This is a genomic window from Rhodothermales bacterium, from assembly GCA_040221055.1.
In the GTDB taxonomy this organism is placed as follows: domain Bacteria; phylum Bacteroidota; class Rhodothermia; order Rhodothermales; family UBA10348; genus 1-14-0-65-60-17.
Window position 1 is genome coordinate 432,109 of sequence record JAVJVN010000014.1, and the last position, 19,847, is coordinate 451,955.

The window sequence follows — 19,847 nt, forward strand, 5'->3', positions numbered from 1 at the left end:
CTCAACGCAGAAACGCCTCCATGTCTGGAAACGCCTGTAGGATACCGTCCTGCGCCATCCAGGCTTCAATGGCGTCGATGTCCATGGGCACGAAGTCCGAGACGATCTCCGCACGGTCCTCGTGGATGATAATGAGGTCCTCAAGCCGGATGTAGATCTGCTCCTCCGGCACGCGCAGCGCCGGCTCGATGGTGAAGACCATGCCGGCCTGCAGGACGCCGCTGTAGTCGCCCACGTCGTGCGTGGCCATGCCGACACCATGACCGAGGGTCGCCCCGTCGCGCGTGGCCCGCTGCTCATAACTGTTCACGTACGACTCGGCGGCCGCGCGGTAGATGTCCTTCGAGAAGGTCCAGTCGTCCAGCATCTGCCGCATTTCGACCACGGCCTCGCGCATGATCTGATTGGGGGTCACACCGGGGCGTATCCGAAGCAGCACCGCCCGGTACGCGCCCAGGTAGAACCCGTAGAGCTCCCGTTGCCAGGTGTTGAACGTGCCGTTGACGGGCATCATCCGCGTCACATCCGACATGTAATACTCGACGTCCGGGGCATAGTCCATGAGAAGGAAATCGCCGTCCTGCATTGTCCGCTGCCCGGCGTTGTAGTGCGGGTAATAGGCGTTGCCGGCGCTGGCCACGAGCGAGTAGTAGGCATCGCCCTGGGCGCCGTTGCGCCAGTAGTGGTACTTGGCGACGGCATCGAGCTCCATTTCTTTCTGGCCGGGAGCCACGGATCGCATGGCTTCCATGAGCGCGATGCCCGACAGACGGGTGGCCTTTCGGATGATCTCCATTTCACGCGGGCTCTTGATGAGGCGCAGGTCGTCCAGGATGGGATTGATGCTTTCCATGTGGAACGTGGGGTACCGCTCGGCGATGAGGCTCATGAAGTGGGCTTCGCGTGAGGGGCGGCCGTCCCACGGGTCGCTCAGCCGGTCCGATACGTGGCGCAGGCCCAGATCGCGGCTCTCGGCCAGACCTTCTGCCGGCTGGAAGAGCGTGTACAGCGTGGGGACCGTGCGACGACGCATCTGGCGTCCCAGGTCTTCGGCGAACTGTTCGGTCGCGGCGACACGGTCCATGCCGGAGAGCTCGCGGACCAGCGTCGCATCTTCAGCAGACAACACGTGGCCTTCGGAGCGCTCCCGGCCTTCGTTGCGGTGGGGGAGGTACAGGGTAGTCGTGCGACTGGCGCCATCCATGATGAGGAGCGCGTGTGCGACCTCTATGCCGGTCAGATAGTAGAACTCGTTCGACTGGCGGAAGCGGGTGTAGCCGCGCGGCGTGGGCTCGCCCTGGAGGACGACGATGGCGTCTGTTCCAATGCGGTCGAAGACGTTGGCGCGGCGCTCGGCGAATTCCGAGGGCGGGAAGTCTTGCGTGAACAGCGGCATGCCGTCCTGGGCAAGGGCGGTGCCGGGCGTGAGGGCGGCGGTGAGCAGAAGAAGGGTCGCGAAGAGGCCGAATGTGGCACGAAGTAAGCGGGTCATGGCGGCGTGTGGCAGGTGGATACGGAGGCAATGTAGCGCGATCGGTGCATGCATTCTGTAGGGAAATCCACCGCGAGGCGTGCATGGGGACTGGACTCCGGGTGTCGCTGTCAATGCAGGAGTGTTTCGCTGGCGAAACACTTTCGGGCAGGTTGTCCGGACTTCAGGCGGGAGCCGTGGGTCCGGAATGGGTGAAAACGGGCTGGAAACGACATTCTGATCGGGGCGTGCCAAAAAGTGGGCTGGGCCGGCACGCAGCTTGCAAGAGAGTGGACAGTTACCAACACACACACACCGACTCTCTCAAGACCATGAAAAACCTCTTCGCTCTCGCTTTCGCCCTGACCTTCGCCTTCGCCGCCACGACCGCTTCCGCGCAGTCCAACACGGCCACGCAGAATGTGTCCATCAACGTCGCTGAAATCGCGGTGATCGCCGTAACCGGCAACATCTCGATGACCATCAACGCAGCGACCGCCGGTCAGGCCCCGGACGCCGCCACGGCATCCAGCTCCTACAACGTGACCACGAACGGCACCGACAAGAAGATCACCGCCGAGCTCGACCAGAAGATGCCGAAGGGCCTCACGCTGAACGCCACGATGGCTGCTCCCGAGGGCGCCGAGTCGGAAGGCAAGCAGGCACTCTCTGACAAAGCAGTCAACCTGGTCACCGGCATCACGCAGGTCCGTGGAACGGGTCTCTCGCTGAACTACGAAGCCGTAGCCACGGTCGACGCCGACCCGGACAGCTACACCCGCACGGTCACCTACACGATCACGAACAACTGATCCATCAGGCACCAGACAGAAAGGGCGGCACCCGCGAGGGTGCCGCCCTTTTTTCGTATTCTTTTTCTTTCGAGAACTTCGAACAACACCGCACACGTCGATGACACTGCATGCTTCCATGGGCCGCAAGTTCGTCCCCTTGGCGGCGCTGCTGCTGACTACCGCGTGCAGCACGCCGCCCGAGAGCCGCACTCCCGAAAGCCGGGAGGACTTCAATCTGGCCGTGCCTCTTTTCTTGCAGGAGTCGTCTGAGCGCGTATTCAAGGACGTTCAGGTGGAAGAAATCACGCCGCTCCTGTCGCCCGATTCGCTGCATTTTCCCGGCTCAACGCATCTCACGGAGCATGGCGTCTTCGTGACCGAGTATTCCGATGCGCACATCTGGCTGTTCGATTTCGAAGGGAATCTCGTTCAGACGTTCGGTGCCGGAAAGGGGGATGGCCCGGGAGAAATGCAGAATCCGCTTGACATGGTCGTGTTCGCAGAAACGCTGGCGGTACTGGATGCATACTCATTCGACGTACACCGTTTCCTGCTGGACGGCACGTTCCTGGACTCCCAGTCCATGACGAGACAAGGCTTGTCCATGGCCAGTACCCGGTCGACAACGCTGGTCTTGATGACGAATCCGGAGCAACCGCTTGTCCGTTATCCATTCGTCGAGGGCGATTCCTCCGTGGTGTTGTTCGAGGGTCTTGGAGGCATGGACATATTCAGCACGGTAGGCAACCTGACCTCGGACGATGACCATATCGTTTTCATCCATCCATTCCGTCCGTTTTTTGCCGTGATGTCGGACAATGGAGACGTCATGTACGCGCGTGCAACGGTCGATGATGGTTCGGTCGACGATCCCGATTTGACGGCGCCAGGCGGTGGTCCAGTACGATTTCCTCCCCCGTTGAACCGGCGGAGTTCGGCCTTTGAGGGGCGACTCTATATGGAAAATGGCCCGACCCGCACCGATTCCAGTTTCGTGGTGGATGTATATGACCTGGAAGACCAGGGAGCCTATCTGTATTCCTTGCGCATGCCGTTCTCGGGTAGAAGCATCTCCATGCGAGGAAATCTGATGACAGCCCGGACCGGTCCGGTCACCGCTTCGCTCTTCCGATTCGAGGTGGTGGAATAGTTTGATATGCTGCGTGTGGTGCAGGAGTTGGAACTAAACGGCACGCTATGTCTTTTGTAGACGACACATATAATCATGTGTATTACAAGTAAGACACCATGGCAGCCAATCGTACACGTTCATTGTCCCCGCCCGCCCGGTTGGCCTTGGGCATCCTGGGTAAGCTCATCCGGACCGGTCGAATCGAAAGAAAAATGACGACCGCCGAGCTGGCCGAACGTGCCGGTATTTCGCGGGACATGTTATACCGCGTGGAAAAAGGCGATCCCCGCTGCGAAATCGGTGTCGTCTTCGAACTCGCCACCATCGTGGGTGTCACGCTGTTCGAACCGGAGGTCTCTGCGCTGCGGAGGCTGGAACACAGGGTTGCGGACCGATTGACGTTGCTGCCGAAGTCCGTCCGGAATCCAGAGGAAGAGGTTTACGATGACTTCTGATCGGGAAGCATTCGTTTGGATCTGGCTGCCAGGTGCCGTGCAGCCCGTCGTAGCCGGTCGGATTTCCCACACGACGGATGGTCTGCAATTCAACTATGGACAGAGTTATCTCGAACGGGCCGAGGCTATTCCGCTCTCGTCACGGGAACTGCCATTGCGAGAAGGACTGCAGCCGCTCCTGCCCGGACTCCTCATGCCTGGATGCATCCGTGATGCCTCCCCCGATGCATGGGGCCGACGTGTCCTTCTGAACAAATTGGCTGGCAAGCGAGGACCCGATGCCGATCCCGTGTCCGTGGGAGAGTTGACCTATCTGTTGGAATCCGGATCGGACCGGATTGGGGCACTCGACTTCCAACGATCCGCTACCGAGTACACCCCCCGTTCCGGGGATACCGCCAAGTTGGATGATCTGATGGAGGCGGCCGATCGCATTGAGCGCGGCTTACCACTTCCGGAGGGACTGGATACGGCTTTGTTGCACGGTTCGTCCATTGGCGGTGCTCGGCCCAAGTCTACGCTGATGGATGGTGAGACGCCCTTCATTGCCAAATTTTCGTCGAGCTCGGACCACTTCCCGGTCGTCAAGGCCGAGTTCGTCGCCATGCGTCTGGCCGCCCGTGCCGGGCTGGATGTGGCTGATGTCCGACTGATGCAGTCAGCGGGTCGGGACGTCCTGTTGGTCAAGCGATTCGACCGTGGGCCTGTCCCGGGTGGATACCATCGTCGGCTCATGCAGTCGGCTCTGACCCTGCTGGAGTTGGATGAGATGATGGCTCGGTATGCCAGCTATGAACGATTCGCCGACGTCATCCGCCACTCGTTTGCCAATCCGCGGGCCACCTTGCATGAGTTGTTCGCCCGTCTGGTATTCAACATCCTGTGTGGAAATACGGATGATCATGCGCGCAATCATGCTGCGTTCTGGGATGGTCAAACATTGCGTCTGACACCGGCCTACGACATCTGTCCACAGCTCCGAAGTGGAGGAGAGGCAACCCAGGCCATGCTCATCCACGGAGAAAATCGATTCAGCAGACTGGATGTCTGTCTGGATGCGGCCCGGGTATTCCATTTGTCACACGCTGAAGCACGTGGAATAGTAGAGCGCCAGTTGGAAGCCATTCGGGCGCATTGGAGTGAGGTGGCGGACGAGGCCTGCCTGGCCACGGCCGAGCGCGACTTTCTCTGGGGAAGGCAATTCCTGAATCCGTACGCGTTCGGAAAATGAGCGTAGGGTAAGCGGGGGGTGTAGCCGTATTGCATGTGAAGGGCGTTGAGAATCGCCACTGCATATCAAACGAACCTACCACGCTCCGCATCATGAAATCGTTCAAGATCACGTTTTTTACCCTGTTCCTGGCCGCCTTTGGGCTCGTCGGGTGCGATACCGGCAGTGCACTGACCGACTCCATGTCGGAAGGCGCCGGTGACACGCCGGTTTCGCTTTCCTTCTCCATGGTGGACAACAGCACGCCGGCTGCCTTCGGAGCGGTCGCGCTCTCCAACGATGCCAATGTCCTCTCGAAGTCGGGAGCCATTGAGCTGACCCGCGTGCGCATGTTGCTGCGTACCATCCAGTTCCACTCCAGGGAAGACGACGATCCGTCGGACTTCAGGACGGCTCCGGTCGTGGTGGAACTGAACCTGGACGGCTTGCCGACCGAAGTGGAAGTGGCCGACATTCCTGCCGGCACGTATCACAAGGTCTCCTTCCGCATCCACAAGCCGGAAGACGACGAAGAGCTTTCGGAGGACATGGCCGATTTCCGCACCGGCGAGAGTGGCCGTGAGCGCTATTCGATGATCATTGAAGGCACGCACGGTGGCACACCGTTCGTGTACCGCTCAAGCAAGTCCATGCAGCAGAAGATTGATCTGAACCCGGATCTCGTCGTGAACGACTCGCTGGCCGGTCCGCTGAATGTTGCCATGCAGGTGGATGTCGACGAATGGTTCTTCGATCGTGATGGAAACGCACTCGACCCCGCGGATACGTCCGAGCGGAATGCGAATGCCATTGATCGATCCATCCGTGAGTCCTTCCGCATGTTCCCCGACCATGACCATGATCGCCACCCGGATCGGGACGAAGACGACGACGATGACGACGACGACGACGATGACGACGACGACGACGATGACGACGACGACGATGACGACGACGACGATGACGACGAAGAAGACAACGGATGATGAACCGGGCGAATGGATCTGCCCTTCTTGCCATGAGTAGTGACCGTATTCGCTACTCGGCCAAGCAATCCACAAGCGGCAGGGTGCACGGGCATCCTGCCGCTTCGCTCGTAAATGACCCCCAGCGCATTCCAGAATTTCTTCCGGGAAATGTATCCGCAGGCGGTGCGCTTCGCACAGAGCCGACTGGGGGACCGCCAGCAGGCCGAGGACATCGTGCAGGACGTGTTCGTCCGGATGTGGGAAAATCGTCGGCGAATTGCGACCGACAGATCGCCGAAGGCCTACCTGTTCAAACTGGTCGCGAACGCGATCATTGATCATTACCGGCACGAGAAAGTGAAACAGCGTCACGCCGAACATATGCTTGCAGGAGGGCCCGCCCTGACGCCGGCCCACGATCCCACGCAGGAGGAGGATATCCTGCGTGCCATCGATGACCTGCCCGAGAAAGAAAGCACCGTGTTCCGCCTGAACCGGTTTGCCGGAATGACCTATGCCGAGACGGCCCGCTACCTTGGCGTATCCCAGAAAACCGTGGAAAAGCACATGTCACGCGCCCTGGCCCGTCTGGGCACGTCGCTCCGGGACTTCCTGGTGGTGCTCATCGCGCTCCTGACGCTGGCCGTGGCCGGCGCGGCACACGGTCAGGATCGGACGGCGGAGTTCGCCGCATCCAGCGTGGATATCCAGCTTGAAGGCATGTCGCTTCGCGATGCCTTGAGCGCGGTGGCTGCCCGGACGGGTGCGGGTCTTGTTTTTGATGATGCGATGGTGGAATCCAGGATGGTCGGCCCGCACTGTTCGACCTGTCCGCTCAAGGAATTGATGCGTGATGTGCTCGCGCCGCATGGTCTCGCCTTCGAACTCATGGGTGGCCCGGTCATCGTCGTCGTGCGTGGACGGGGCCTTCAACTCACAGGCCGTGTCGTGGATGCCGAAACCGGGGAGTCGCTGCCGCTCGCCCAGGTCTGGACGGGATCCACGGGAGGGGTCGCCGACGAGGACGGGTGGTTCTCGCTCACGGTTCCGGCGGATGGAGCGACACATTTGACGGTCAGTTACATGGGATACGAGCACCGGATGGTCCGGGTGGAGCCGGGAAACCTGGGCACGATCGCGCTCCGTCCACGCACCATCGTGGTGGGTGAGGTGACGGTGATTGCGGAGCCCGTCATTCCCGTCTCCGGGGACGGCTCCGGGGCGCGACTCATGCGCGGCGGAACCATGGACCGCATTCCGACCATTGGCGGCGACGATCCGCTGCTGGCCATGCAGATGCTCCCGGGCATGGACAACACGGGCGAACGGGCCGGTGAAATGTTCATCCGCGGGGCCACGCCGCGCACGAACCTCGTGACGTGGGATGGGATACCGGTATTCAGTGCCGATCATTTTTTCGGAATGATTTCCACGTTCTCACCGCAGGCCGTGGGCGAGGTCAAGACGTATCCCCGGGGCGTCCCGGCGCATCTGGGGGGACGCGCGGGCACGGTGGTCGAACTGGCCTCTCCGTCCGGGTTGGGGCATCCCCAACTCCTGGCGCATTCGTCCGTGCTCGTGTCCGGAGCCAGCGTGCGCATTCCGTTGGGTCCGCGCATGGGGGGATGGATTTCGGCACGCCGGTCCACGCCCGCCATTGAACAGCAGACCGCCTACAGCTCCTTCTTCGACAAGGCCATCGGCGAGGAATTCGAGGCGAATCGGCCGGGCTTCACGTTCAGCGATGTGAGCGCCCGGTTGGACGTGCTGGCTGCCGCGCGGCATCATGTCTCGTTCAGTCTCCATACGAGTGACGACGGTTTGGACCGCAATACGAGTGACGTCTTCCGGCAGTTGGAACTGGTGAACGAGCAGACCGAGGAAGAGGAGGAGGAAAACGAGAATCGCGGGCGTGGACAGGGCCGCGGGCGCGGCGGCGATGACGATGATGATGATGACGGAGAAGAGGATTCGGACGCGGACGACGATGAAGGCGATGCGGAATTCGTGGAAACGGTGGTTACCGAGCGCGAGCGCACGAACAACGATTGGAGTCTGACCGGTGCGGCGCTCAACTGGACGGCGAATTGGGCGGCCGGCGCGCCCATGCATGTGCAGGTGACCCGGTCCCGGTCCCGGAGCAGTTATGCCGCTGACCTGTCTGAACTGGCCGCCGATACACTGGCGTTCTCGGCCGTGGAAGACCGCCGGCACTCCATTGAGCAACAGGCCATTCGCGTGCGGCAGGAACTGCCGTCGGCACTGGGCAGCACGACGGTCGGGGCATTTTTTGAGGGGTCCCGTTCCCGGTTCGCTGCCTCCACGGTGTTCAACACGGTGAATGCGTTCGATTCGACGTCGGTCCGGGACATGACGCTGGCCGGCGGGCATGTGGCGCAGGAAATGCGTCATGGACCGGTACGACTGCAGGCCGGCATCCGGCTCACGCGTCTTTCGACAAATGGCGCCTGGTACACCGCTCCGCGCGTGGCCGCGGACGTTGCGTTGACGGGCCGCCTGTCGGCGCAGGTATTCTGGGGCCAGTATCATCAGTACATGCTCCGGTCCCTCGACTCCGATATCCTGGTGGAGCGCCGGGACAGCTGGGCGTTGGTGGACGCCGGACAGGATCCGGCCCGCTCGCGTCAGGCGGGGGCCTCGCTGGAAATGAGCGGTCGCGCGTGGAGCCTTTCGGCCGACGTCTGGCGCCGGACCAGTCTTGGTGTTCCTGTGCTCCCGGAAGCCACACCCCGGGCGGATGTCCGTCCGTTCAACGGGGATGAAACCCATACGCTGGGTATGGACGTGGGCGGCCAGGTGCGAATTTCGGGCGTCGTCGCGTTGGTTTCCTACACGTACACGGAGAGCGAGGCCCGCAGTCCGGCGTTTCCCGGGTTGGGTTGGTTCCGATCGCTGTCCGAGCGGCCCCATGCCGTGAAGGGCGTGGTATCGGCGCCCGTGGGGCCGGTCACGGTCGGCGTGTCGTACTCGCTGGCATCGGGTCGGCCCGTTGGCGTACTGCTCGATCCACGGCGATTCGTTTCTGCGGACGGGTCCCAACTCCTGGGCAGTGCCGCGGCATCCCTGGACGGCGAGCAGCTGCCGCCGTACCGCCGACTGGATGTCGACGTGGAGTGGACGGGTCGGATAGGCGGCCTGAACATGGCTGCCGCCGTGTCCGCCGTGAATGTCCTGGACCGTCAGAATGTGCGCTACCGGCGCATTGTCACTGAAGGTACATCGGTGCTCCTGCGCGATGTGACCATGCTTGGCTTTACGCCCACGGCCTCACTCCGGATTGGACTCAACCGGCCATGAACATGAACGAATACAACCCTACAGAGCAGGAATTGCTGGCGCGACTCTTCGATGGAAGCCTGTCGGACGCCGACCGGAATGCCCTCCGGACGCGCATGCGCCTGGACGCCGACCTGGCTTCGACCGTCCGGACCGTCGAGCGCCTGGCCGCCATCATCCCGCCGGTGGATACGGGTTTGGTTCAGCAGGCCGTCACGGAGGACGATACCCGAGCCGCCTGGAAACGGGTCGAGGCGCGGATTGGACGTGGACTGGATATTGGGCTTGGGCACCCGGTTGCCACCCTGTACCGGCTTCGGTGGGTGGCGGCGGCCGCAGCCGTCCTGGTCGTGGCGGTCGCGTTGTCGGTCGTGCTCCGGCCTGCATCCACGCCGGACTGGGAAACCGTACTGGCTGCCCGGGGCGAGATCCGGACCGTCGTGCTGGATGATGGGTCCACCGTGACGCTCAACGCCGACAGTCGATTGGAACACGCGGTGTCGGAAGGAGCAGATCCGCGGGTCGTGCGCCTGGACGGGGAAGCGCGTTTCGAGGTGGCATCCGACGGTCGGGCCTTCGTGGTGGAGACGACCGAGGCACGCGTTCGCGTCCTGGGCACGCAGTTTACGGTGCGAGCACGGGGCGAGGCGACCGCTGTGGCCGTACACGAGGGGCGTGTGGCGGTCGAAGCGGGATCCGATGCCCGGGAATTGACCCGGGATGAGGCTGTTGAGGTCCGCGCTGGCGCTCCGGTACGCGTATTGCCTCCGGACGTGGCCCGCTCGGCCGATGATTGGACCCGCGGCATGTTGACGTTCCAACGCGTCCCCCTCACCCGGGCACTGGTGGACGTGGAACGCCGATTCGACGTGGAGATTGCCCTCACGGGGTCATGGACCGGGTCTGAATCTGTTTCAGGATCCTTCCCCGATCAGGACGTCCGGGAGGTCCTGGACAGCCTGTGCCGCATTTACGCGTGTGAGGTCCGGGAGCGTTCAGCCGCCGCCGGGCCCGGGTACGACCTGGCTCGGTAACCACGTCCCATCCCCAGCGTCCGGTCGCTGATATCAGTCGGCTGAGGCGGCTTCCCACTCCGCTTCGGTCGCCACGCTCTTCTGGTATTCCATGACCATGAGCCAGGCGCCGTCCTTTTTCACGAACAGCGACTCCAAGTGGATGAGGGCCACCTGGGGCTCGGCGGTGCCGGATTGCGAAACGTATCGGAAAATCCCGGTGTCATGGGCCGTCGTCGCATCGGCAAGGCGCTGCGTTATCCGGAATTCCACCGAGGCCTTCATCTGGCCGTTGCGCGTCGCATCGAACCCAGGCTTCCAACCGGCAAGGGCCGATGCAATGGGGTAGGATTCGCCGGAAAGTTTGTTCACCAACACGGCATCCGGATGGTAGAGAGCGGAATAGCCCTCGAAATCGCCTTCCTGGACGGTTCGGGACATTTCGGCGTAGGCCGCGTCCAGTTCCGGGTCGGCAGGATGGTCTGGGCTGATGGGGGCCGGAGAAAGCGTCACCGCGGCAAAGAACAGGGGCAGGAGCAGGTTGAGTGCGTGCATGGGTATGGTATGTTCGGTTGATGCGAAGCGGGGGACGCGCCGGCAGTATACCGTGCATCCCGCAATTTTGTTATACTGGCAGGCCCGTTCATTCCCTCTCGTTCCATGCCACCACCCAAACAACTCTCCCGCGCCGATGAGGTGCTGCTCCTGTGCATTGCCGTGCTGGGAGACGATGCCTTCAGCACCACCATCCGGGCCGAACTGCAGGAGCGGGCGGGCAAGAAGGTGACCGTCGGCAGCCTGTGGGTATCGCTCGACAATCTGTCGGAGCGGGGGCTGCTACGCAAACGCAGCGTCCCGAATGAAACCCGTAAGGGTGGACGGCCGCGGGTGTATTACCGGGTCACGCCGCGAGGCATCCGCGCGTTGCAGCGCGCAAGGGAGTTCCAGGAGCGGCTTTGGAAGGGGGTACCGGACCTGGAAGGCTGAAACAACTCATCAAAAGTGATGTATTAAGCCTTTGAATCAGGTTAATCCATCAATAATGATGAATAATAAATTTGTGGGTTCGGATGCCGATGTGCTGGCGGAGCTCGGCCGTCGGGTGGAACGCTTGCGACTGGATCGTAACTGGACTCAGGAACAGCTGGCCCGGGAGGCCGGCGTATCGCGCCCGACCGTGGAGCGCATGGAGGCGGGGGCGTCGGGCAGCATGACGTCGTTCGTCCGGGTGCTCCGGGCGCTCGACCGGTTGGAGGCGCTGGACGACGTGGTGCCTGTGCCGGACGTGAGGCCCATGGAGGTACTCCAGGAAGGGGCCCCGAAGCGACGAAAGCGCGCACGGCCACCGGGACCGGCGGATGAAGCGTCGTCAGCGTCCGCGTGGACCTGGGGCGATGAGGAATGACCATGCGTGAGGTTTGATGATGGGTACCCTTGCCGAAGTGCGATTGTGGGGCACCACGATCGGCGCCGTGTTCATGGAGGATGTAGAACGCGTTGCGTCGTTCGAGTATGCCTCCGGTTTCCTGCGAAGCGGGATCGGGTTGTCGCCCGTGCACATGCCGCTCCGGGAAGGCGTATTCCGTTTCCCGGAACTGGACAGCGGGGCGTTCCACGGATTGCCCGGAATGCTGGCCGACTCACTGCCGGACCGGTACGGGCACGCGCTCATCAACGCCTGGCTGGCTCAACAGGGGAGGCCCCCCGAATCGTTCAACGCCGTCGAACGCTTGTGTTATGTAGGCCGGCGCGGGATGGGTGCACTGGAATATGAGCCGTCCGTGGGGCCTGACGCGTCCGAATCGCACGTCATCCAGGTAGGCGCGCTGGTCGAATTGGCCGGGCGCGTTATCCGGGAACGGGGGCGTCTCGACACCCGATTGGATGTCGGAGAGGATGCCATTCGGGACATCCTTCGCGTAGGAACCTCCGCCGGTGGGGCGCGGGCCAAGGCACTGATTGCCTGGAATCCGGAGACGGATGACGTTCGATCGGGCCAGGCGCATCCCGGGGACGGTTTCACCCACTGGATACTGAAGTTTGACGGCGTGACGGGGGATGCACGGATTGAGGTGGGGCAAAGCGCCGGATACGGAGCGATAGAGTATGCGTACTCGGTCATGGCCCGACGCGCCGGTGTGGCCATGCCGGAGACGCGTCTGTTCGAAGAAGGCGGTCGGCGCCATTTTATGGCACGCCGCTTCGACCGCACGGACGACGGCGACAAACTCCACATGCAATCACTTGGCGCACTCCTGCATTTCGATTACAATCTGGCGGGCGCGCACGGGTATGAGCAGGCCCTGCAACTCATCCGCCGATTGGGAATGGGTATGGATGCGGTGGAGGAGCAGTTCAGGCGCATGGTGTTCAATATCGTTACGCGCAACCAGGATGACCACGTCAAGAATATTGCCTTTCTGATGGACCGGAAGGGGAAATGGTCGCTGTCGCCTGCCTTCGATATCACGTGGAGCTATAACCCGGAGGGCGATTGGACGAGCCGCCACCAGATGTCCGTGAACGGCAAGCGGGACGACTTCCTGACAGCCGATCTGGAAGCCGTCGCCGAGGGAGCCGCCATGAAGCGGGGACGGTGGCGCGAAATCCTGCATGAGGTCGTGGAAGCGACAACCACATGGAACGACATTGCCTGTGATGCCGGTATTCCCGAAAGCGACGCAGCCGCCATTGCGCGGACGTTCCGGACAGCGTGGTAAACGGCCGGCTGCACCGAAACGAATCCGCCCCCGGCCGCGCCAGCGGCCGGGGGCGGATTCTCAACGTCGTACGTCGGATGATGCCTATTTAATGAGCGACATCACGCGGGTCTGGACAACGGCACCTGCCTGCAGGCGGTACAGGTACGTTCCCGAGGAAAGACCCGATGCAGCGTTCCACGTCACACGATGGGCACCGGCCTGCATGGGACCGTCCACCAGACGGCTGACTTCACGACCCATGACGTCGTAGATCGTCAAACGTACGTGCGTATCGGCCGGCAGGGAGAATCCAATGGCCGTGCTGGGATTGAACGGATTCGGATAGTTCTGGTCCAGCGCAACCTGCTCGGGCTGGACACCCTCGGCAACGGCGAACGCAGCGGCGGCACCCTTGCCCAGGGAAGGCTGCGTGAGCGCGCTGTAGTAGATGTACCGGCCGTTGTTGCTGTATGCGGGGGTTCCGTCGTTCGAGCCCACAACGCCCGTTACCGGAACGCGATCGCCACCGGAGGCGGACACGGAGAAGAGGTCACGGTCCGAATTGGCGCCTTCCCGGAAAGCCGAGTACACGATTTCCTTGCCATTGTTGGACCAGCTCGGGTTGGCGCTGCCGAATCCGAAGCCGCCACCCAGGTTCACGGGGGATCCTTTCGGCTCACCGTTCTGCTTCACGGCAACCGTATGGATCTTGAAATCGACAGAGAAGGCAATCGACTTCCCGTTCGGTGACCAGGACGGCTCGAATCCGCGCGCCGCGACCGTGGTTTCTTTCTTGCTTTTCAGGTCGATGGTGCGAACCGTGAGGTCCGTTCTGTCCGTGAAGGCCAGACGCTTGGAATTGTTGTTCCAGGACGGCTGGAAGGCATTCTCCCGGATGAGTTCGGGTGTGCCTCCACTCGCCGGTACCACGTACACCGAGAAATCGCCGACACGGGAACGATCGAAAGCAATCTGCTTGCCATCGTTGGAGAACTCCGCATGGCTTCCCCCTTCGCCGCCGGCCAGCGGCGTGCTGACTCCCGTGGTCAGGTCCATGAGGTACACATTGTTGATGCCGTCGTCACCGACGACGTTGTACGCCATGGTCTTCCCATCTGGCGAGAGCGACGGGCTGAATTCGTTCGTGGTCATGTCGAACGTAACGCGCGCCACGTCTCCGGTCCGGACATCATACCGATAGATGTCCACGCTGGGCTGTGGCGGCACCGGGCACGGGTTGTCCAGGATCTCCTGAGCCGAATTGCACTGTCCGGCGGGCGCATTGCCCGCGACAATGAAACCGTCCGGTGGCGTGAACACGCCCGCGAAGGCCGGAGGATCACCGGCAATGAGGCCCTTCAGGCCACAGGAGCAGGATTCGAGCGATGCGTTGTCTTCAATGGCAAAGAAATTGCCGCCGCCGACCGTGGTGACGCCCTCGAGACCGTCCAGCGATGGCAACACCGCATTCCGTGCAATGATGAGGTCGGATCCAACCTGCACCATGTTCTCCAGCCCGGAGAGGCTGGCCAGGAGCGGGTTGTCGGTGATGTACAGCCATGCATCCGTTCCGGACAGGCCCTGCAGGCCATCCAGGCTGGTGAGGGAGGTCCCGGTAATGGTCAGGTTTTCAACCTGCGACAATCCCGTCAGTCCGGCCAATGAGGTGATGCCCGGGCCGGAGACCTCGAGAGAGCGGACTGCGCTCCCACATGGCCACGTGTCCAGGAAGGTCTGACTCGTAGCCACGATCGGCTGGCCATCATATGGGTCGGTGATGTTGCAGACATTCTCCCAAGGCTGGGCCTGGGATGTCTGGGAGATTGAAAGGGAAACGCCGAAGACCATCAAGACGGTCAACAGGCGCAGGAATGTGGTAGATGTAGCGGTCATTTCTTTGGAAAGGGGTTGTTCAGGGGATTCGTCATCGTCCCACCAGGGGACTGGTTGCCGATGCCAGGACAAGGGCATTGAAGGGTTTGCGCAGGACCGGCCCATCCCTGGACCGGACGGCATCGCCTGTCATCAGCAAGACGGGAATGTGCGCGAGTCGGCTGTCCGCCGCCATGGCGGCCTTGAGGGCGCGACCATCCATGCGAGGCATGTTGATGTCGGCGACCACAAGGGCAATCCGGCGGGTCGGAATCGAGGTGAGCACGTCCAGTGCCTCCGCGCCGTCGGCGGCCTCAATGGACCGGTATCGGAACGCCGAGAGACACTGGCGGACGTAGGCCCTCAGGTCGGCATCGTCGTCCACAACAAGGATGATCGGTTCAGCAAGGGCCATGGCACGTCGTCTGGTTGAATGACGTCGCCAATCAACGACAGGGCCGTTTCCCTGCGCTTTTCCCTGCGTTCCGAACTGTTGTCCCTGCGTTCAAAAGGGACAAAAACACACCAATCCACGGCCTGGCGAGTGGCTAATGCGTGGCTCCGGAGTGGACCGCCGACGGAGGCACACCGTACGTGTCCCGGAACCGGGTGGAGAAATGGGCCACGCTCTTGAAGCCGACACCATAGGCCACTTCACTGACCGTTCCGGAGCCCGTCGAGAGCAGATCGTGTGCCCGGGACAGGCGCCGCTGCCAGAGGTAGTCCATGGGAGTCTGGTCCAATGCATCCTTGAAGCGGCGAAACAGGGTGGTTCGCCCCATGCCGACGGCTTCGGCCAGTGTCTGGACGGAGAAGTCGTCCTCGGACAGGCGCTCCTCGATGATGTCCAGCGCACGCTCGACGTCCGGGTCCGAAGCCCGCGGACGCGGCTCGGAAGCCGCCGCCGTGTAGTGCCGCTTCAACCGCTGACGGCCCACGAGGATGTTTTCCACCCGGATGAGCAGCTCGCGCATGTCGAAGGGTTTGGTCAGGTAATCGTCGGCACCCGTTCCCAGGCCCTCCAACCGGCTGTCCTGGGAGGCCCGGGCCGTCAACAGGAGAACGGGAATGAAATCGACGTCCGGATCCTGTTTGATGGCATCACACAGTTCGAATCCGTCCATGTCCGGCATCATGACATCGCTGATGACCAGATCCGGCAATGCCTCATGGACCATGTCCAGGGCCTCCTGCCCGTTGGATGCCTCGATAATCCGATAGCGGGGCGCCAGGTGGGTACGGATGTATGCCCTGACGTCGGCGTGGTCATCCACGACGAGAACGGTCGTGTTGACATCCGCGTCTGGTGCCAAGGGCGATGGAAGCTGGCTGAGCGCATCGTCCGGCTCGGCCATGGCGTCGTCCACGATGGGGAGCAAGGTGAAGGCGGGCGGCGCATCATCCTCTTCATCCAACACTTCATGGGGTGCCAGGTGCGCATGTCCGAACGGCAGCCGGATGGTGAACGTGGATCCTTCTCCGGGTGAACTGGCCAGCGAAACCGTGCCTCCGTGGTGGTCGACGAGGCTTTTCACGAGGGCGAGGCCAATGCCGGTGCCCTCACGTCGACGCGTCGAGCTCGTGTCGGCCTGATAGAATCGATCGAAGGCGCGTGCGGCTTCGGCCGGCTGCATCCCGGGGCCTTCATCGGAGACTTCAAGGATGGCTCCATCCGCGTCCGACCGGACCTGAACCGCGATGGCCTTTCCGGACGGCGTGAATTTGAAGGCGTTGCCCAGGAGGTTCGTCAACACCTTCTGGAAATGCTCCGGATCGATGTAGACCGTCACGGATTCATCGGGAATGCTGACATGGAACGGATGACCGTTGCGCTCGGCCTGCACCCGGAAGGCGGCACAGACGTGCCCGGTGAACCAGCCCAGGTCCACGGGGCGGGCCTCCAGGCGAAACTGGTCCGTTTCCATGCGCGAGACGTCCAGCAGCTGGTTGATCAATGTCAGCAGGCGTTGCCCGTTGCGGACGGCCGCTTGGATTTGCCTGCGCGCCGACTCGGTCAGTCCACCGTGCATGCCGGCCCGCAGGTCTTCCAGGGGACCCAGGATGAGGGTGAGCGGTGTTCGGAATTCATGGGAGATGTTGGCGAACAGGCGGGACTTGGCCTCATCCAGGCTGCGGAGTTCTTCGGCCTGGGCGGCGACCGTTTCTTTTTCGCGCTTCAGGTCCTCCGTCCGCTCCCGCACAATCCGGTTCAGATGGATCTCCCGGGCACGCAGCTGTTGAGTCCGCACCCGGTAGGCCGCGAACAGCAGCAGCCCGCCAATCAGCATCATCAGCGACCAGAACCACCGGGTTTCAAAGAACACCGGTGCCACGGAAAGGAGGGCCACGGCCTCTTCCGCTGACCAATCTCCCGCCCCCGAGCCACGCTGCAGTCGGAACACATAGTCTCCAGGTGGGACGTTGGTATAGGTGGCTTCCCGTTGTTCGCCGGCGTCCACCCAGTCGGGGTCGAACCCGTCCAACCGATAGCGGTAACGTTGGCGCTCCGGGTTGCGCAGGCTCATTCCGGAATACGTGACGGTGAAACGCTGCTCGTCCGGCCTCACGCGGGCGTGGCCGTCCCGTTGCAGGATGTTCACCCCATCCACCATGACCGCCTTTATCAGGGGCGGACGGGCGACCGGGGGCGTGAGGAGCGGCTCGTCCGGATCCACGACCGCCGCGCCGAAGAACGTGGGAAACCAGAGGGTGCCGTCGCTCGCTTTCACGGCCCGTGATCCCGTTGATTCCGGATTCACCAGACCGGACTCGGCGCCGAAGGACGTCACTGGGACGGTTGGCGCCGTTCCCTCGAAGAAGGCCTGCAGGTCAGCCAGGGCCACGCGTTGGATGCCCTTGTTGCCGTTCATCCAGAGGTTGCCATGGTCGTCTTCCAGTATGGCGGAGATGGCATTCTCGAACAGCCCGTCGGCTTCGGTAATCGCCTGGAACCCGTCGCCATCGAAGCGCAGCAGCCCCTGCCCGTAGGTACCCGCCCACAGCGTGCCACGGCTGTCCACATGGAGACTGCGGAAGTGGCTGGACGGCGCGCCGGTGTCGCGGGCGAAGCGGGCTTCCGACGTCCCGTCCACTCGGAAAAGTCCCGATTCCGTCGCGGCCCAGAGCACCCCGTCCGGCTGCAGGAGCACATCCCGGATGCCGAACTTGCCCTCTGTGAGCATTTGGAACGACGGTGCGTCGCCGAACGCATCCCGGAGGAGCACGGCGTCGTCCGACGTCCAGAACAACAGATCGTCCGAAGACCCGGCGACCGCCTTGAAATAGCCGCCAATTCTGGATTGGCTGGAATACTCGGCCACCCTCAGGGGTGCCTCGTCCGGACGATGTCGGACAATCGTAATGCGTACGGAGCCGTCCGGCAGTGGGACGCGCTCCGCCGTCAAGCGCTCCGTCCGGCTTCGTTCATGGATGGATTCTCCAGTCAGGAATGGTACGGGCTCGACCGTCTCGGAGTGTTGCGCTCCGGCCCCCCGGAATACCCGTTTTTTTACGTCGACCAACAGGACCGATCCATTTGCGCCGGGAGCCAACAGGGTCACGGCATCGTCTGCAATGGACGTCGTGGTCACGACCCGGACCGGATTCTTCCGGATGCGGAAAAGGCCTTGCGTGTACGTGCCTACCCACAACGTGCCTTCACTGTCCACGAACATGGGGGTCGCAGAGCCAGTCCGAAGGTCAAGGTCCAACACGTCCTTCGCCCCGATTCCGTTTTCCGGATACTTGACGAGTCTCGAACCTTCGCGGACCCACAGTGCCTTCTCGGCGGTCAGCACCTGTGGGCACGAGGACGCGGGGATATCGAAGTTGGCAACGACACGACCATCCATGGATCGGAGGATGAGTCGCGTGCCCTGCCGCTCCATGGCCACCACGGATCCTGCCCCGGCGTCGTACATGATGTACTCCCCGGCAGTTGGCAATGCGGGTTCGGGGCCGGATTCTTCCAACTTGTAGATCATCCAGGAGGATGCCCCCGTGTTTGCGCATACGCCGGGTACGCGCGCGGTGGCTTTGCCGGCCGACATCCACGCCTGGCCGGACCGGTCCACCCTGAACATGAAAATGGACAATCCTTCGTCCATCGGGAGGCGTCGGGGCACGCCGTCGTGCGTGTCGAACCGGTACAGGCCCCCGCTGCCAGCTGGGACGCCCCACAGGCGACCCGCCCCGTCGCGGGTGAACGTGTTGAGGGTCATGACGCTGTCGTCGACGCCTCCGTGCCGGACCAGACTGTCGCCCCGGACGAACAGGATATCGGAGCCATCGGCACTTCCACCGCGGGCGACGGCGGCCACGGAATCGGCGGTGACCGCGCTCAATCCGATGAACAGCGGGGAGTTGAGGGGCGGGTGGATGCGCTGCGTGAGATCTTCGAACGCATAACCGTCGAACCGGGCGAGACCATTGTTGGTGGCCACCCAGAGGTATCCATCCGGGGATTGGTCCACGCCATAGATCTGGTTTCCCGGCAATCCGTGGCGCCCGTCGAACAACGTGACGTTGTACCTGGGGAGCTGTTGGATCTGCGCCGTGCCGTCAATCGGAAACAGCACGCAGAAAAGCGCTATGGACGCGAGTAATCGCGGCATGGAGGGGGAAAGTAGTAGCCTGTGGGCGACGAGCCTGGAATCGGGAGGAATCGCAGGTCATCCTCAAACTACGTTTCCGCGGACTTCCAATGCGAAGGAGATCCTGGTGGATCCACACCGTGGTCAGGTTTTTGAAGACCCGGCGTACGCGTTGCTATCCAGGAACGCATCCCGTATTATTGCGCCCATGTTCACGAACCGCACAGAGCGCCGCCGACTTCCCGTCCGACGTATGACCCCGATGGGCCATCCGGCAGTCCGTGCACGCGTGTAGTGTAGACCATTGACACCCATGTTGCAGCGCTGATCCGGATCCCGGG

General features: G+C 62.5%; 15 protein-coding genes. 10 read left to right on the forward strand and 5 right to left on the reverse strand.

Going from position 1 to position 19,847, the window contains the following annotated elements:
* Position 1: 1 nt before the first annotated feature.
* A complete protein-coding gene (locus RIE53_09395) occupies positions 2 to 1,492 on the reverse strand; it encodes a Xaa-Pro peptidase family protein (GenBank protein MEQ9104902.1) in 1,491 nt (496 codons plus the stop codon).
* Positions 1,493 to 1,803: 311 nt separating this feature from the next.
* Here RIE53_09395 and RIE53_09400 point away from each other — a divergent pair, with 311 nt between their 5' ends.
* From RIE53_09400 to RIE53_09430, 7 genes are all read left to right on the forward strand, one after another.
* Positions 1,804 to 2,283: a hypothetical protein gene (locus RIE53_09400; protein ID MEQ9104903.1), complete on the forward strand. Its 480-nt coding sequence runs from the start codon at positions 1,804 to 1,806 to the stop codon at positions 2,281 to 2,283.
* Between the two features lie 118 nt (positions 2,284 to 2,401).
* Positions 2,402 to 3,415 (forward strand): hypothetical protein, encoded by a 1,014-nt coding sequence (locus RIE53_09405; GenBank protein MEQ9104904.1) that lies wholly within the window; start codon positions 2,402 to 2,404, stop codon positions 3,413 to 3,415.
* A 98-nt stretch (positions 3,416 to 3,513) separates the two neighbouring features.
* Positions 3,514 to 3,852, forward strand: a complete 339-nt coding sequence (locus tag RIE53_09410) for a helix-turn-helix transcriptional regulator (protein MEQ9104905.1) — start codon at positions 3,514 to 3,516, stop codon at positions 3,850 to 3,852.
* A gap of 37 nt (positions 3,853 to 3,889) precedes the next feature.
* Positions 3,890 to 5,083 (forward strand): HipA domain-containing protein, encoded by a 1,194-nt coding sequence (locus RIE53_09415; GenBank protein MEQ9104906.1) that lies wholly within the window; start codon positions 3,890 to 3,892, stop codon positions 5,081 to 5,083.
* 92 nt (positions 5,084 to 5,175) lie between these two features.
* Positions 5,176 to 6,048, forward strand: coding sequence for a hypothetical protein (locus tag RIE53_09420; GenBank protein ID MEQ9104907.1), 873 nt, complete (start codon positions 5,176 to 5,178; stop codon positions 6,046 to 6,048).
* Positions 6,049 to 6,162: 114 nt separating this feature from the next.
* Positions 6,163 to 9,348 carry an RNA polymerase sigma-70 factor gene (locus RIE53_09425; GenBank protein ID MEQ9104908.1) on the forward strand — a complete coding sequence of 1,062 codons (3,186 nt, stop codon included), beginning with the start codon at positions 6,163 to 6,165 and terminating at the stop codon, positions 9,346 to 9,348.
* Positions 9,345 to 10,361 (forward strand): FecR domain-containing protein, encoded by a 1,017-nt coding sequence (locus RIE53_09430; protein MEQ9104909.1) that lies wholly within the window; start codon positions 9,345 to 9,347, stop codon positions 10,359 to 10,361. The genes RIE53_09425 and RIE53_09430 overlap by 4 nt, the downstream gene beginning before the upstream one ends.
* 33 nt (positions 10,362 to 10,394) lie before the next feature.
* Here RIE53_09430 and RIE53_09435 read toward each other — a convergent pair whose 3' ends face one another.
* A complete protein-coding gene (locus RIE53_09435) occupies positions 10,395 to 10,895 on the reverse strand; it encodes a nuclear transport factor 2 family protein (protein ID MEQ9104910.1) in 501 nt (166 codons plus the stop codon).
* A gap of 105 nt (positions 10,896 to 11,000) precedes the next feature.
* Here RIE53_09435 and RIE53_09440 point away from each other — a divergent pair, with 105 nt between their 5' ends.
* Genes RIE53_09440 through RIE53_09450 form a run of 3 tightly spaced genes read left to right on the forward strand, consistent with a single transcriptional unit; the run spans position 11,001 to position 13,060 of the window.
* The gene (locus RIE53_09440) at positions 11,001 to 11,327 is read left to right on the forward strand and encodes a PadR family transcriptional regulator (protein MEQ9104911.1); all 327 of its coding nucleotides are present in this window, start codon (positions 11,001 to 11,003) and stop codon (positions 11,325 to 11,327) included.
* A 55-nt stretch (positions 11,328 to 11,382) separates the two neighbouring features.
* Positions 11,383 to 11,745, forward strand: a complete 363-nt coding sequence (locus tag RIE53_09445; GenBank protein ID MEQ9104912.1) for a helix-turn-helix transcriptional regulator — start codon at positions 11,383 to 11,385, stop codon at positions 11,743 to 11,745.
* Between the two features lie 16 nt (positions 11,746 to 11,761).
* Entirely contained in the window at positions 11,762 to 13,060 is a 1,299-nt protein-coding gene (locus RIE53_09450; protein MEQ9104913.1) for a type II toxin-antitoxin system HipA family toxin, read from the forward strand.
* A gap of 84 nt (positions 13,061 to 13,144) precedes the next feature.
* Here RIE53_09450 and RIE53_09455 read toward each other — a convergent pair whose 3' ends face one another.
* From RIE53_09455 to RIE53_09465, 3 genes are all read right to left on the reverse strand, one after another.
* A complete protein-coding gene (locus tag RIE53_09455) occupies positions 13,145 to 14,935 on the reverse strand; it encodes a T9SS type A sorting domain-containing protein (GenBank protein ID MEQ9104914.1) in 1,791 nt (596 codons plus the stop codon).
* Between the two features lie 31 nt (positions 14,936 to 14,966).
* Positions 14,967 to 15,329 (reverse strand): response regulator, encoded by a 363-nt coding sequence (locus tag RIE53_09460; GenBank protein MEQ9104915.1) that lies wholly within the window; start codon positions 15,327 to 15,329, stop codon positions 14,967 to 14,969.
* A gap of 133 nt (positions 15,330 to 15,462) precedes the next feature.
* Positions 15,463 to 19,527 carry a response regulator gene (locus RIE53_09465; protein MEQ9104916.1) on the reverse strand — a complete coding sequence of 1,355 codons (4,065 nt, stop codon included), beginning with the start codon at positions 19,525 to 19,527 and terminating at the stop codon, positions 15,463 to 15,465.
* Between the last annotated feature and the right edge of the window lie 320 nt (positions 19,528 to 19,847).